General features: G+C 43.2%; 10 protein-coding genes. 2 read left to right on the top strand and 8 right to left on the bottom strand.

The features are described from left to right. Nucleotides 1–160: 160 nt before the first annotated feature. The 3 genes from ACED45_RS04180 to ACED45_RS04170 form a co-directional block, all read right to left on the bottom strand. Nucleotides 161–1,741: a SpoVR family protein gene (locus ACED45_RS04180; protein WP_371713358.1), complete on the bottom strand. Its 1,581-nt coding sequence runs from the start codon at nt 1,739–1,741 to the stop codon at nt 161–163. Between the two features lie 11 nt (nt 1,742–1,752). Next, entirely contained in the window at nt 1,753–3,024 is a 1,272-nt protein-coding gene (locus ACED45_RS04175; RefSeq protein WP_065676844.1) for a YeaH/YhbH family protein, read from the bottom strand. Between the two features lie 103 nt (nt 3,025–3,127). Then, nucleotides 3,128–5,062 (bottom strand): PrkA family serine protein kinase, encoded by a 1,935-nt coding sequence (locus ACED45_RS04170; protein ID WP_065676845.1) that lies wholly within the window; start codon nt 5,060–5,062, stop codon nt 3,128–3,130. Between the two features lie 396 nt (nt 5,063–5,458). Between ACED45_RS04170 and ACED45_RS04165 the strand changes: the two genes are divergently transcribed. Next, a complete protein-coding gene (locus ACED45_RS04165; RefSeq protein WP_371713370.1) occupies nt 5,459–6,172 on the top strand; it encodes a MipA/OmpV family protein in 714 nt (237 codons plus the stop codon). Between the two features lie 100 nt (nt 6,173–6,272). Here the strand turns inward: ACED45_RS04165 and ACED45_RS04160 are convergent, their stop codons facing one another. The 5 genes from ACED45_RS04160 to ACED45_RS04140 all read right to left on the bottom strand — a co-directional run bounded on the left by ACED45_RS04160 (nt 6,273) and on the right by ACED45_RS04140 (nt 13,226). Continuing rightward, nucleotides 6,273–6,773 carry a YfbU family protein gene (locus ACED45_RS04160; RefSeq protein WP_017066932.1) on the bottom strand — a complete coding sequence of 167 codons (501 nt, stop codon included), beginning with the start codon at nt 6,771–6,773 and terminating at the stop codon, nt 6,273–6,275. A 220-nt stretch (nt 6,774–6,993) separates the two neighbouring features. After that, the gene (gene pflA / locus ACED45_RS04155; protein ID WP_060982328.1) at nt 6,994–7,734 is read right to left on the bottom strand and encodes a pyruvate formate lyase 1-activating protein; all 741 of its coding nucleotides are present in this window, start codon (nt 7,732–7,734) and stop codon (nt 6,994–6,996) included. Nucleotides 7,735–7,898: 164 nt separating this feature from the next. Beyond that, nucleotides 7,899–8,900 carry a lipid A deacylase LpxR family protein gene (locus ACED45_RS04150; protein WP_285953225.1) on the bottom strand — a complete coding sequence of 334 codons (1,002 nt, stop codon included), beginning with the start codon at nt 8,898–8,900 and terminating at the stop codon, nt 7,899–7,901. Between the two features lie 200 nt (nt 8,901–9,100). Continuing rightward, complete coding sequence (gene pflB, locus ACED45_RS04145) at nt 9,101–11,377, bottom strand: formate C-acetyltransferase (RefSeq protein ID WP_146492203.1); 2,277 nt, start codon at nt 11,375–11,377, stop codon at nt 9,101–9,103. 307 nt (nt 11,378–11,684) lie between these two features. Continuing rightward, nucleotides 11,685–13,226, bottom strand: a complete 1,542-nt coding sequence (locus ACED45_RS04140) for a DUF3360 family protein (protein WP_048664665.1) — start codon at nt 13,224–13,226, stop codon at nt 11,685–11,687. A 791-nt stretch (nt 13,227–14,017) separates the two neighbouring features. On the opposite strand from ACED45_RS04140, the gene ACED45_RS04135 reads away from it, so the two are divergent. Next, on the top strand, nt 14,018–14,788 hold the full coding sequence (locus ACED45_RS04135) for an ABC transporter ATP-binding protein (RefSeq protein ID WP_004736532.1): 771 nt from the start codon (nt 14,018–14,020) through the stop codon (nt 14,786–14,788). The last annotated feature ends 103 nt before the right edge of the window (nt 14,789–14,891 follow it).

Genomic DNA, 14,891 nt, shown 5'->3' with positions numbered 1-14,891 from the left:
AGTGGCTCACGTCTATTTAAAGACGTTTGAGCCTTAAAAAGAAAGCGCATAAGTCATCAGACTTATGCGCTTTTTTATTGCTCCACTTCCGAGCGGGTTGACCACTATGGTGTAGGGGGAGCGGAGTTTTATTGCCATCACCGATGAACTGCGATTGGTATTAAATCTTGGCTCCATAGTCATTACGTTTTGGACAAGTCGTCAGAATCTCTCTATGACCCGTATCTTTGAGCTCTTCCAAAATCACATCAAAGCCCCACAAGCGATAGAGATGCTTCATCACTTCGTCGTAGCCTTTATCAAGCGGGATACGGTCATGAGGCACATACTGGAGTGTCATTGAACGATCGCCGCGTACATCTACATTGAACACCTGAATGTTGGGTTCAAGGTTGCTGAGATTGTATTGCGCCGCAAGCTTCTCACGAATCAGGCGATAGCCCGGGTCATCATGTATAGCACTTACTTCAATGGTGTTTTTTCGGTCATCATCAAGCACTGAAAACAGCTTAAAGTCACGAATGATCTTTGGAGAAAGATATTGGCTAATAAAGCTTTCATCTTTGAAGTTGTGCATTGCAAAGTGCACTGCCTCTAACCAATCACTTCCGGCGAGTTCAGGGAACCACTCTTTGTCTTCATCGGTTGGCTCTTCACAAATGCGTCGAATGTCTCTAAACATCGCGAAGCCAAGTGCGTAAGGGTTTATTCCGCTAAAGTAAGGGCTGTTGTAAGCAGGTTGCGCGACTACACTGGTATGGCTGTGCAGGAACTCTAAGATGAACTTATCACTCACCAAGCCTTCATCATAAAGATGGTTAAGAATGGTGTAATGCCAGAAGGTTGCCCAGCCTTCGTTCATGACTTGAGTTTGTTTCTGAGGGTAGAAGTACTGGCTTACCTTGCGAACGATACGAACACACTCACGCTGCCAAGGTTCAAGCAGTGGTGCGTTCTTCTCGATAAAGTAAAGAATGTTCTCTTGAGGCTCGCTAGGAAAGCGGATTTTGGTTTCTTTTTCCTTGTCTTGATTTTTAGGCACAGTTCTCCACAGCTCATTGACTTGAGATTGTAGGTAAGCCTCTCGCTCTTCCTGCCTTGCGGTTTCTTCAGCAATGGAAATCTTCTCAGGACGTTTGTATCGGTCTACGCCGTAATTCATTAATGCATGGCAAGAATCAAGGAGCTGCTCAACCTCAGCGACGCCATATTTCTCTTCACAACCACTGATATACTTCTTAGCGAACAGCAAGTAATCGATGATGGAACCGGCGTCTGTCCAGGTTTGAAACAGGTAGTTGCCTTTAAAGAAAGAGTTGTGGCCGTAGCAAGCGTGAGCCATTACCAGAGCCTGCATCGTTACCGTGTTCTCTTCCATCAGATAAGAGATACAAGGATCTGAATTGATCACAATTTCGTAGGCTAAGCCCATTTGGCCATGCTTGTAGTTTTGCTCGGTTTGAATGAATTTTTTACCAAAAGACCAGTGGTTGTAATTGATAGGCATACCAATGCTTGAGTATGCATCCATCATCTGCTCTGAAGTAATCACTTCAATTTGGTTCGGATAAGTATCTAAACGGTAATGCTGCGCCACACGCTTAATTTCGACGTGATATTTCTCCAATAGGTTGAACGTCCAATCTGGACCATCAGGCAGCATCTTGTCGTTTTTTTTCTGTGTAGCCTTGTCTCTATCGGCAATGTTTGATTTCTCTGCAACGTTTGATTTCGCTGTCATGGTAAGCCCCCTTACGCTGTCTCTTTCTGGAACAGTTCTCTAAACACAGGAAAAATATCATCCACCGTCTTAATGTTTTTCATTGCGAAGTTGTCGAAGCTACTCTCGAGTTTTTCGTATTCGTGCCAAAGCGTTTGATGAGAGCGGCGTGTTATTTCGATGTAAGAGTAATATTGGCAAGTTGGCAGAAGCGTATTCACCAGCAGCTCTTTACAACGAGGAGAGTCATCAGCCCAGTTATCGCCATCAGAGGCTTGTGCTGCATAGATGTTCCACTCATTAGCTGGGTAGCGATCTGCAACTATTTCTTTCATTAGTTTCAGTGCACTAGAAACGATGGTGCCACCGGTTTCTTGGGAGTAGAAAAACTCATGCTCGTCGACTTCTTTAGCCTGAGTATGGTGACGAATAAACACAACATCGACGTTTTCGTAGGTGCGGTTTAGGAACAGATAAAGCAGCACGTAGAAGCGTTTTGCGATGTCTTTGGTAGCTTGGTCCATTGAGCCGGACACATCCATCAAGCAGAACATTACCGCTTGGCTAGATGGAATAGGGCGCTTCTCATAGTTTTTAAAACGTAAGTCGAAGGTATCAATGAATGGCACGTTTTCAATTTTTTTGCGTAGCTCGGCAATCTCTTCTTTTAAGCGACTTTCTTCGAAGGGTTGTGCCGGTTCCGTCATTTTAACTTGGTCAAGTTGCTCCATCAGTAGGTTAAGCTCGCGCTTTTTACCTGCCGTCATCGCGGTTCTACGAGCTAGAGATTGCTGCAGTGAACGAACAATAGCGATGTTGGATGGAATCCCCGCACTTTGGTAACCAGAGCGGTGGGTTTTCCATTCGGTGATTTTGTTGACCTGATTTTTCTCTAGATTAGGCAGAGCTAAATCTTCAAAGAGAATATCAAGATACTCATCTTTTGAAATTTGGAAGGTAAATTCATCTTGGCCTTCGCCATCAGGGCTTGCATCGCCTTGGCCAGAACCACCACCTTGACCGCCACCTTTAGGGCGCTCAATTTTGTCGCCAGTGATGAACTGATCATTACCAGGGTGGACACGTTCTCTTACGCCGCCTTGACCTTGGTGAAAGCTTGGCTCTTTGATGTCTTTATGAGGAATAGTAACGTCTTCACCAGTTTCAGTATTGGTGATTGAACGTCGGTTGACTGCATCGGCCACAGATTCTTTGATTTGCTCTTTATGGCGTCGTAAGAATCGCTGTCTATTTACAGCACTCTTATTCTTGCCATTGAGCCTCCGATCGATAAATTGTGCCATAAGAACTCCCTCTCAGCTGATGTCACGATCCTACTTTTTATTAGTGTATAAGAGTTATTGGTTTGTACGAGCTGCTCACGTGAGCAGCTCAATACAGTTTGGTTTATGAGGATTTACGAACTCTTAGATACCACTCAGATAGCAGTCTAACTTGTTTCTCGGTGTAGCCTTTTTCCATCATACGAGCAACGAAGTCGTCGTGTTTTTTCTGATCATCCGTTGAGGTCTTAGCATTGAACGAAATAACAGGAAGCAGTTCTTCGGTGTTAGAGAACATTTTCTTCTCAATCACAGTGCGCAGTTTCTCGTAGCTGGTCCAAACTGGGTTTTGACCGTTATTGTTCGCCTTGGCACGAAGCACAAAGTTAACAATCTCATTTCGGAAGTCTTTAGGGTTACTGATACCGGCTGTTTTCTCTATTTTCTCTAGCTCACCATTTAGAGATGCACGGTCAAATAGCTGGCCTGTTTCTGGATCGCGGTACTCTTGGTCTTGAATCCAGAAGTCTGCGTAGGTTACATAGCGGTCGAAGATATTCTGACCGTACTCAGAGTAAGACTCTAGGTAAGCAGTTTGAATCTCTTTACCGATGAACTCTACGTAACGTGGCACTAGGTATCCCTTCAAGAACTCTAGATATTTCTCAGCGGTCTCTTGAGGGAATTGCTCACGTTCGATTTGCTGCTCAATAACGTAGAACAGGTGCACTGGGTTTGCGGCCACTTCGGCTTGGTCGAAGTTGAATACTCGAGACAGAATCTTAAAGGCGAAACGCGTTGATAGCCCAGACATTCCTTCGTCAACACCCGCATAATCTCGGTACTCTTGGTAGCTCTTCGCTTTTGGATCGGTGTCTTTTAGAGTCTCACCATCGTAAACCCGCATTTTTGAGAACAGAGACGAGTTCTCAGGCTCTTTCAGTCTAGATAAGATACTGAATTGCGATAGCAGATCGAGTGTGCTTGGCGAACAAGGGGCTTTGGATAGCTCACTGTGCTCAAGCAGTTTTTGGTAGATCTTAACTTCTTCAGAGACGCGCAGACAGTAAGGGACTTTTACAATGTACACACGGTCGAGGAAGGCTTCGTTGTTTTTGTTGTTACGGAAGGTCTGCCACTCGGATTCGTTCGAGTGAGCCAGAATCATGCCGTCAAATGGCAGTGCAGAAAGCCCTTCGGTACCGTTGAAGTTACCTTCTTGTGTGGCCGTTAGTAGTGGGTGTAATACCTTGATTGGCGCTTTAAACATCTCCACGAATTCCATAACACCTTGGTTAGCTTTACATAGCGCACCAGAGTAGCTGTAGGCATCAGGATCATCTTGAGAGAAGTGCTCAAGTTTACGAATATCTACTTTACCAACAAGAGATGAGATATCTTGGTTGTTTTCATCACCAGGCTCTGTTTTCGCGATCGCAACTTGATCGAGGATAGAAGGGCGCAGTTTGATGACTTTGAATTTGGAAATATCACCGCCAAAATCGTGCAGTCGTTTCGCTGCCCACGGAGACATAATTGAGCGAAGATAGCGTTTCTCAATACCGTATTCGTTCTTCAATAAGTCGCCGTCTTCGTTTACATCGAATAGACAAAAGGGGTGATCGTTTACTGGGCTTCGTTCGCCGTCAGCAGACAATACATAGATTGGTAATTTCTGCATCAGGGCTTTGAGTTTTTCAGCAAGAGATGATTTACCACCGCCCACAGGGCCAAGTAAGTAAAGGATTTGTTTACGTTCTTCTAAACCTTGCGCAGCATGTTTTAAGTAAGAAACAATCTGTTCAATCGCATCTTCCATACCGTAGAAATCTTTAAATTCGCTGTAGCGTGAGATGACACGGTTAGAGAAAATACGACTTAGTTGAGGGTCTTGAGCTGTGTCAATGACCTCCGGTTCGCCAATGGCTAGTAGTAAGCGCTCGGCAGCATTCGCGTAAGCACTTTTATCGTCTTTACACAGCGCTAAGAACTCTTGTAATGTCAGCTCTTCTTCCTTGGCTGCTTCATAACGTGATTGATAGTGGTCAAAAATACTCATAGTCACATTCCCCTTGTTAACCAGTTAAAACTGACGAGCGATTGAAAAATAGGCTCTCCCTACATTTTAAGGTTAGACCCGCTTCCACAATTTTGCTTAACAATTATGTATTTATTTACAATTTTGCGTGTGAAAAACGTAGCGAGCGCAATAGGCAACTTGAGGCGTGTAGAATCAAATTATTTTACATTCGAGCAGATCTAGCCGTTTGTTTTGTGATTTTAGGTCGCTTAATAATTCTCACACTGGATTTATGTGTATTAGATGTATAACTGAGCTCTATTGATTATTTAGAACGAAGTGCCATATAATGCGCGGCGTTATCAGAAATCGCTTAAAAAATAGGTAGAAACAGTGAAGAGTCTTTGGTTAAAAATCGCAATTGTTGGAACAACAATGTTCATGGCGACCGCTACGCACGCAAAAATATCACAATGGTCATTGGGTGTGGCTGCTTCTTATTCTCCTGCTGTGTACAAAGACACGCCGTCAAATCGCGCAGTCATTCCTATGATTGGTTACGAAGGCGAACACTTTTTCATGCGTGGATTTAGCGCAGGCTATCGTTTGTTACCAGCCGGCTCACCTCAGAATATTGTGTTTCGAGCGGTTTATGATCCAAGAACATTAAAGCCAGGTGACTCAGACAATGTGGACATTCAAAAACTAGATGAACGTAAAGCTTCGGTATTAGGTGGCGTTAGCTATCAAGTGATTACGCTGGTGGGTATGTTTGAAGCAACAGCGGGCTCCGACTTAGGTTTTAGACATAACGGTATTTACGCTGAAGCGGCTTGGCGCCTACCTATTCGCCGCAATGGCTGGGCGATTACGCCTTCTATTGGTTATTCGTATAACAGTAAGCGTTTGAACAATCACCTGTACGGAGTGAGTTCATCGGAAGCGGCGAGAACCAATTTAGATGAATTTGACGCTGACTGGGATGGCCAATACTTTATCGGTTTAGGTGGTTATCTGCATGTGACGCCAAATGTTCGAGTAACAGGCGGTGTGCGATATACCAACCTTGAAGGTGATATTGAAAATAGCCCAATACTTGAAAGTGGCATTAACATGGCCGCTAACGTCGGTGTCGCTTATGTATTCTAGGTGCTTTGGCTTATCGCTTCATATATGAATATTAAAAAAGGGTTACTCATGATGAGTAACCCTTTTTTGAAATTTTATAAGCCCACTTAAAGCTAATCTTCTAAGCACTAAATATTTGAGATAGCTCTGTCGCACATAGGTGGTACTGACGAGGGCAGTTACGCCACGTTGTTAGCATGCGACGGTACTTTTCTAACATTGGCATTTGGCTATTGAAGTGGTGATCGGCTTTGTCGAATTGAGGGTAAAGTCCTTCAGAATCAACAAGGAAACGCACGTAATGTACGATTTGTGCTTCAGAAGCGATATCAAAACCTAAGAACTGCAGACGACGTTGGTCTACTTCAGCACGCTCTTGCTCTGCAAGCATTTTGTTCGACTCTTGCATAGCATGGTACATCTCCATGATGTCGATAATTTCGCGACACTCTGCTTCAGTCAAACAACCAAACTCTTTGTTAAGCTCACGCATTTGGAGTTCGTAACCTCGTTCTACAATCGTTTGTAGACGTTGGTATTTAGCTGAGTTCTCAGGATCCATTTGAGACATTAGGTAGTATTGATTTGATAGAATTAGACGCTGAGCATTGGTCATTTCCATGGGAGGAGCCTCACTAAAAAACTAAATGTTGTATTCTTTGTTGCAGTAAGAGTAACAGCATTTCTACGAGTGGAAACATGATCTCAACACGGATTTAATATGATTTTTTGAATTGATAAACAAAAGTTGTAAAGAAAAGTGAAAGGATTGTTTGGGCCATAAAAGAAAACGCCCCAATCGAAATTGAGGCGTTTGAAATCACTATGAACGTAAGTCTAGATTAGTATTTTACGTTTGAATGGTACTGGCTTAGAACAGCAACAATCTCGTCCATTTTCTCTTTGCTCGGTGGGTTTGTACCTTCAAGAGGGTAGTCAAAACCAAGCGCTTCCCACTTATGTGCACCAAGCTTATGGTATGGAAGCAGTTCTACTTTCTCGATGTTATCCATGTCTTTGATGAATTCACCTAGCAGATGAGCATCTTCAGCCGTATCCGTGTAACCAGGGACAATTACATAACGAATCCACGTCTTCTTACCGATTTTGTGTAGGTAGCGTGCAAAATCCAGAGTACGTCTGTTTGATACACCAATGAAATCGTGGTGAATCTCATCTCGCATGTGCTTAAGATCAAGCATCACTAGATCAGAGGCTTCTAGTACTTCATCAACCACTTCAGTGTGCTTACGAATGTAGCCATTAGTATCAAGACAAGTGTGAATGCCTTCGGCTTGAGCTGCGCGGAAAAAATCACGAACAAACTCAGGTTGTAGCATCGCTTCACCACCAGAACAGGTGATACCACCGCCTGATGCTTTCATGAAATGACGGTATGATTTTGCTTCGTTGATGATCTCTTCGACCGTTACTTCCTTTCCGTCATGAAGATCCCATGTATCACGGTTATGACAGTACATACAACGCATTAAGCAGCCTTGAAGAAACACAATAAAGCGGATACCAGGGCCATCGACAGTACCACAAGATTCGAATGAGTGAATGCGACCAGTTGTAGACATGAGCTATTCTCGTAGAGGAATTTATACCGTTTATTTTATTACAAAAACGGTACATAAAATAGGGTCAAATGGTAACGAGACCTTTAAAAATAAAGGCAATCACCTGTGAAGATGATTGCCTTTATTAAACTTGAAAAGTAAAGGACGACAGCCCTTACTGGTGGCTAGAAGAAAGCAAACATTGTGATACCGCCAGTGGTGTACACTGACTCTTTTGCTTCTTTGTAATCCGGTGTTTTTGCTGTTAATGCGAAAGAGGCACCAATGTATTGGTTATACCAAGCGACACCAAGCACAGCAGTCGCTTGAATGTTCTCTAAAGTTACATCGTAGATAGCTGGGTCTTCGTTGTTTTTATTAGCGTACTCATCAACACCTGAGCGATCGCCTTCGATAGTCAGGTCGTTGAATCGGTAGCGACCTTCAAGGCCTGCATAGGTAAACCAACCTGTGTTTGATGCGCCGATCATGCCAGGTTTGAATGGGTTTTCTGTGGTGATGTTAGCTGCACCAAAGTTACCACCCAAGTCCGTACCCCAGCGGAACATAAAACCAGTCGAGATATCACTTCTAAAGTTACCGACGTTGATTTCAGAAACGTTAGAGATTTCGTAGTCAGTATTCGCTAAAGCTTGATTACGCATTAGGTTGAAATGGCTTAAATAACCAACGCTCCCCGCCCACTCATCATCAACTTGGTATTCCCAACCCATAGGTTCATCCGATTTAGTGATCGAGTGAACTAGCTTCTGAGCGTCTTCTGAAAGTGCACGCTCACCAGTCGTACCAAACGTTATGTTAAAGCGCTGGGCTTGTTGTGGATTCAAGCTGATGTAGTTGAATTCAGTGTGAAGGTAACCGGCATATGGGCGGTCATTGGCTGATGGCGTTTCTAACTCTATGTCAGAAGGGGTATACATTTTGTGGCCAATGGTGATTTCCCATTTGTCTAGAGAGCTTGCGCCCCAGTAGGAAAGACTCAATGGTTTTACCCAATTATATGGCGTAATACTTGATGATGTGTAACCCAGAAATAAGCCGTTGGTATAGTCTTGGTCGACACCAAAAATACCATCGTTATCTAAAGCAAAAGTGACTGTAGAACGATCAGATGCCAAAGATGAAAAGGAGAGGAGAATCAGGGGTAAACAACGCAGGTATTTCATGGAGCAGTTACTCTTAAATTATGAACCGCGATATTACCGTAATTTGAGTGATTTTGTGGAAAAAAAGTGAATGATAGGGTGCTTTTTTGCTCAACCTAACATTTCGCGGGATGGGTGAGTTCAGTGCGATTTACCGCAGATATAAAAAAGCCCCGCACATTGGCGAGGCTAATATTATTTACTGTCTATTGAGCGTGAGCTTATAGAGACTCAGTAAATGTACGTGCGATTACGTCAGCTTGTTGCTCTGCAGTTAGAGAGTTAAAGCGAACAGCGTAACCAGATACACGGATTGTTAGCTGAGGGTATTTCTCAGGGTGCTTAACTGCGTCTTCAAGAGTTTCACGGTTAAGAACGTTAACGTTAAGGTGTTGACCACCTTCAATGCCAGCTTCGTGGTGGAAGTAACCATCCATTAGGCCTGCAAGGTTAGCACGTTGGCTGTCTTGTTCTTTACCTAGTGCGTTTGGCACGATAGAGAACGTGTAAGAGATACCATCTTGTGCGTCAGCAAACGGTAGTTTACCTACAGACGTTAGTGAAGCTACAGCACCTTTCTCATCACGACCGTGCATTGGGTTAGCACCAGGAGCGAAAGGAGCGCCAGCACGACGACCGTCTGGAGTGTTACCTGTTTTCTTACCGTAAACCACGTTAGACGTGATAGTAAGAACTGACTGTGTAGGGATTGAATCACGGTAAGTCTTAAGCTTACGGATTTTGTTCATGAACGTAGAAACTAGTTCACAAGCAATATCATCTACACGAGAGTCGTTGTTACCGTATTTAGGGTAATCGCCTTCGATTTCGAAGTCAGTTGCGATGCCATCTTCGTCGCGGATTGGTTTAACAGTCGCGAATTTGATTGCAGACAGTGAGTCAGCAGCAACAGATAGACCAGCAATACCACAAGCCATAGTACGACGAACGTCACGGTCATGAAGAGCCATTAGAGACGCTTCGTAGCTGTATTTGTCGTGCATGTAGTGAATGCTGTTTAGTGCAGTCACGTATTGCTTAGCTAGCCAATCCATGAAGTGATCTAGACGATCCATTACTTTGTCGTAATCAAGAACAGCGTCAGTCATTGGAGCTTCTTTAGGACCAACTTGCATCTTAAGTTTTTCGTCCACACCACCGTTGATTGCGTAAAGCATTGTTTTCGCAAGGTTAGCACGAGCACCGAAGAACTGCATTTGCTTACCAACGATCATTGGAGATACACAACAAGCGATAGCGTAATCATCAGACGCAAGGTCAGGACGCATTAGGTCATCATTTTCGTACTGGATAGAAGAAGTATCGATAGATACCTTCGCACAGAAACGCTTGAAGCCGTCAGGTAATTGCTCAGACCAAAGAACAGTGATGTTTGGCTCTGGAGAAGGACCCATAGTGTATAGAGAGTTTAGGAAACGGAAGTTCGAACGCGTTACTAGCGTACGACCGTCGATACCCATACCACCCATAGATTCTGTTGCCCAGATTGGGTCGCCAGAGAATAGCTCATCGTACTCAGGAGTACGTAGGAAACGAACCATACGCAGCTTCATTACGAAGTGGTCGATCATTTCTTGTGCTTGTTCTTCAGTGATTTTGCCAGCAGCGATATCACGCTCGATGTAGATGTCTAGGAAAGTCGAAGTACGACCTAGAGACATTGCAGCACCGTTTTGAGATTTAACAGCAGCTAGGTAGCCAAAGTAAGTCCACTGGATAGCTTCTTGAGCAGTTTGAGCTGGCTCAGAGATATCGAAACCGTATTTCTCAGCCATTTGCTTGATTTGACCTAGAGCACGGTGTTGCTCAGAGATCTCTTCACGCAATTGCATTGTTGCAGCAAGATCTTCGCCATTCTCGAAACGCTCTTGTAGAGAAGCGAATTGAGCAGCTTTGTCTTTCATTAGGAAATCAATACCGTAAAGTGCAACACGACGGTAGTCACCAATGATACGACCACGGCCGTAAGCATCAGGAAGACCAGTCAGAACACCAGACTTACGACATTTTAGGATATCAGGAGTGTAGATATCGAAAACGCCAGCATTGTGTGTTTTGCGGTATTCTGAGTAGATTTTTGAAACCATTGGGTCAAGAGTTTCACCGTATGCTTTACAAGAACCTTCAACCATACGTACACCACCGTTAGGGATGATTGCACGTTTTAGTGGCTTCTCAGTTTGTAGACCAACGATAGTCTCAAGATCTTTCTCAATGTAACCTGCATCGTGAGCAGTAATGGTAGAGATAACAGAAGTATCGAAATCTACAGGTGCTTTAGTTGCGTTTTCCTGTTTGATACCTTCCATTACCGAAGACCAAAGCTTGTTAGTTGCTTCAGTACCCTCAGAAACTAGGAAAGACTCGTCGCCTTCATACGGCGTGTAGTTCTTTTGAATGAAATCACGAACGTTTACTTCGCTTTGCCACTCACCTGCAGCAAAATCTTCCCAAGCTTTAGCAAATTGCTCTGCCATGACATACCTACCTTTTTAGTAGAAAAAATACGTACATTAACACTGTTGAGCCAGCGCCCCTCGAAAGGGTAGTACACTCTTATTAATAACAATATATATGAGCATATTAGATTCATATGGTTATATATATTGTCACTACATTTTATATGTTGTCTTTACTCTATGTATTCAAGACTACGCTAAAAAATTCCTGCAAACCTTAAACTAAATCAATAAATGCCAAAAAAAGTTGAAAAAATTTGAGTGACAGGGGTTGCCACCCAAACTTTTTTTTAATCCCAATACTACTTTTGTGTAGTAAGAACCATTATAGCCAAGCTTTTAGGCCATATTGACTTTCTAGCATACCAACTGCAAGCATTGCCACTAGACAGATAACTAAAACGCCAACTGGGATAACAATCTTGTCTACAAATGATAGACGCTTCGCACGTTCTTTATCACCAATTAGACCGTTGTTATCAAGAAGCATAGTCAGTGCCCATGCTAATACTGGGTTAACAACCGCTGAACCGAAGATACAGATACCAGCTGCTTGAGAATCTTTTGAATCCTTAACCATTTGCATACCCGCTTCAAGTAGAGGAAGAGATACACCTACAAGTAGCGCAACACGCATCACTGGTGGCCATACCGCAACGTCCATTGGGAAACCAAGAATCGCAACAATAATACATAGAGAACCAAGCAAAATTGCGCCGCCAGGAATTGGACGTTTCGCGATTGCTGCTGGGATCATGTAAGTACCCCAAGAAGAAGTGATGTTACCACCACCTACTGCAGTACCCACCATTTGACGAACTGAACACATAGTCATTGTGTCATCTACGTCCATAAGTACTTTTTCAGACTTTTTAGGGTAGTTCAGTTCTTGGAAGATACGGTGACCTAAGAAGTCAGGTGACCACATTGCTACTGCAAGAATTGCGAATGGTAGAGAAGCGATGAAGTGTTCAACGTTTGGCAAGCCAAGCATCCAACCTTCAGAAGTAGAACCCCACCAGTAAACTGGGTTTAGGTTCGGAATACCCATTTCAGTTTCGAACACGATATCGAAACCAGCACCTAACGCCAATGCAATAGCAAGGCCTGTGAATGCACAAACTGGGATAGCTAACCAACGCTTGTTCACTTTTGCTAGGAAAGCGTAGATAGCTATAGTAATAGCAAGAACGATTAAACCAACGTAACCCATGCTGCCCGCTTCAACAGTAGAAGATTGAAGACCAACCGCCCATGTTTGAATCGAGTTGATTTGGCTCATGGTACCCGTTAGGCCTAAGAAGATAAGCAAGCCACCAGCGGTACCTTCCGAAGTCAGGTTAACCAGCTTGGAGCCGCCTTTTAGGAAACTTAGGATTAGACCGAAGACACCGATAAGGATTGCCAATGCAAGAGGGTGAGCACCAGCTAGAGCGATGGTACCAATAAGAGGAATCATTGGGCCGTGGTTACCGGCAAGGTTTGCTTTAGGGTTAAAGAAACCAGAAGCAAGGATACAGAACAGCAGTGCAGGGATAAGCATTTCTACACGAGCGACTTCAATCGCAAACTCTTTACCAAGGTTTACGTGATCCCAAGCTTGAGTTAGGCCATCAGCCCAAGACATCATTACTGCTGAGTACATCGCGATGATACCAATGGTACCAGCAAGTGCAGGAACAAGGTCTTCAAGTTCAAAACGGAAGTCACGACCAGGAAGGTTTAAACCGAAGCGGCGAGGCTTCATGATCTGAAGCTCATGATCTAGATAATCTGAGCGGCTCTCAAACTCAGAAGCAGGGCGGTGTAGCTCTTTATAGCTTTTCTCTTCTACTTCAGAGTTCGCATTGTTCACAACGTCTGACATAGATTCCTCATATTTTTATGTTAGTAATTCTAAAATTGAATTCTATAAGTTCGCGTAATTGCGTTATTTCTTAGTTATAACTCATTAACATTATGTTGCACGGTCTTGATGTGCTTTATGCAGCTAAGTTAAAAGAAATGTTTGGCATTTTTAATGCCTTATTCTTTGCTGAGAAGTCTAACAAGCTTACCCTTTAGGGTGATTGATCTTGATCACTTTATGAGTGTATGTGAAAGAAAGCTACAAAACGCAGCGATTCATTAACTTCCCATTGATGAATCGTGTAATTAGTTTTCACAAACTGTCGTTTTCTTATCTTCTTTGAGCCTTTACCGCTCTGGCATCAATTGAATGCTCCTTGTTTACTGAGTTATCTCACTATTACTCACTTGCTCTGTATTCTGACTAAAATGCTTACAATGCAGTAACCTCAAAATAATTGTGATTTATAGAGAGGTGATGTGTTGAATGTGCGCGCTATGTTTTGCCGGTTGCAATGTTTCTAAGTTCACAAAACCTGTTTTTCTTGTGAGACATCAAGCTACGAGAATCTCATTTTGATTAACTTTATTTAAACAATGTAAGGGGGCTAATTACAGCTTATTGATAGAACTCATTCATTAAATTGAGGTGAAAACGCTACCTTTTGCATAATAAGTCAGAGTGAATCGCTATTTATTCCAAATTATTAGGTTAATAATTTGTTGCATGTTATTCCGTGTGGTGCTAGTTTGTATCGCATGAAAAGGTCGGAGTACCTTGCATTTTCACAAACTTGGGAGAGAAAGCGCATGAAAGATGTACCAGCGCTGGACATAAAGGATCTACACAAAACGTTTGGTCAAAATGAAGTTTTAAAGGGAATTTCACTTTCTGCGCATAAAGGCGATGTAGTATCGATTATCGGATCTTCAGGGTCGGGTAAAAGTACTTTCCTTAGATGTATCAACTTGTTAGAGACACCTACCGCAGGCGAGATTTGGGTTAATGGTGAATTAATTCAAATGAAAAACAACCGCCAGGGTGTTTCTGTGCCTGCCAATGAAAAACAAGTACAGCGAATCCGTTCTCGTCTGGCGATGGTTTTTCAGGGTTTCAATCTGTGGTCTCACCTGACCGTTCTCGAAAATGTTATCGAAGCGCCTGTTCACGTCTTAGGTGTACCTAAAGCACAAGCGATTGAAAATGCAGAGCTACTATTGAAGAAAGTAGGTCTGTATGAGCGTAAAGATTACTACCCGGGTCATTTGTCTGGCGGCCAACAACAGCGTGCTGCGATTGCGCGAGCGCTAGCGGTTGATCCTGAAGTGATGCTGTTTGATGAACCGACATCGGCATTAGACCCTGAGTTAGTAGGCGAAGTGCTTGGTGTAATGCGCGATCTAGCAGAAGAGGGAAGAACCATGCTTGTGGTAACTCACGAAATGGCTTTTGCTCGTGATGTATCTAACCATGTGATGTTCTTGCATCAAGGTCTAGTGGAAGAACAGGGTGATCCAGCTAAACTGTTTACGGAACCTGAATCTGAGCGATTACAGCAATTTATCTCATCGATTTACTAATCAGAATTGAAATACCGCCGCCAAGGTAAACAGTGACGGTGTTAACAATAAAACACAACAAGTAAGTTAATAAGTAACAACAAACACAATATTAAAACTAGCA

Origin of the sequence: Vibrio crassostreae (assembly GCF_041439375.1) — a bacterium.
In the GTDB taxonomy this organism is placed as follows: Bacteria; Pseudomonadota; Gammaproteobacteria; order Enterobacterales; family Vibrionaceae; genus Vibrio; species Vibrio crassostreae_D.
The sequence above is the reverse complement of the archived record's forward strand: the minus strand, read 5'-3'. Positions and strand labels throughout refer to the sequence as shown.

What these genes read in the sequence shown, in the direction of transcription:
- ACED45_RS04180 (WP_371713358.1), bottom strand. Translation starts at nt 1,741, where the DNA reads ATGACAGCGAAATCAAACGTTGCAGAGAAATCAAACATTGCCGATAGA.
- ACED45_RS04175 (WP_065676844.1), bottom strand. Translation starts at nt 3,024, where the DNA reads ATGGCACAATTTATCGATCGGAGGCTCAATGGCAAGAATAAGAGTGCT.
- ACED45_RS04170 (WP_065676845.1), bottom strand. Translation starts at nt 5,062, where the DNA reads ATGAGTATTTTTGACCACTATCAATCACGTTATGAAGCAGCCAAGGAA.
- ACED45_RS04165 (WP_371713370.1), top strand. Translation starts at nt 5,459, where the DNA reads ATGTTCATGGCGACCGCTACGCACGCAAAAATATCACAATGGTCATTG.
- ACED45_RS04160 (WP_017066932.1), bottom strand. Translation starts at nt 6,773, where the DNA reads ATGGAAATGACCAATGCTCAGCGTCTAATTCTATCAAATCAATACTAC.
- pflA (WP_060982328.1), bottom strand. Translation starts at nt 7,734, where the DNA reads ATGTCTACAACTGGTCGCATTCACTCATTCGAATCTTGTGGTACTGTC.
- ACED45_RS04150 (WP_285953225.1), bottom strand. Translation starts at nt 8,900, where the DNA reads ATGAAATACCTGCGTTGTTTACCCCTGATTCTCCTCTCCTTTTCATCT.
- pflB (WP_146492203.1), bottom strand. Translation starts at nt 11,377, where the DNA reads ATGGCAGAGCAATTTGCTAAAGCTTGGGAAGATTTTGCTGCAGGTGAG.
- ACED45_RS04140 (WP_048664665.1), bottom strand. Translation starts at nt 13,226, where the DNA reads ATGTCAGACGTTGTGAACAATGCGAACTCTGAAGTAGAAGAGAAAAGC.
- ACED45_RS04135 (WP_004736532.1), top strand. Translation starts at nt 14,018, where the DNA reads ATGAAAGATGTACCAGCGCTGGACATAAAGGATCTACACAAAACGTTT.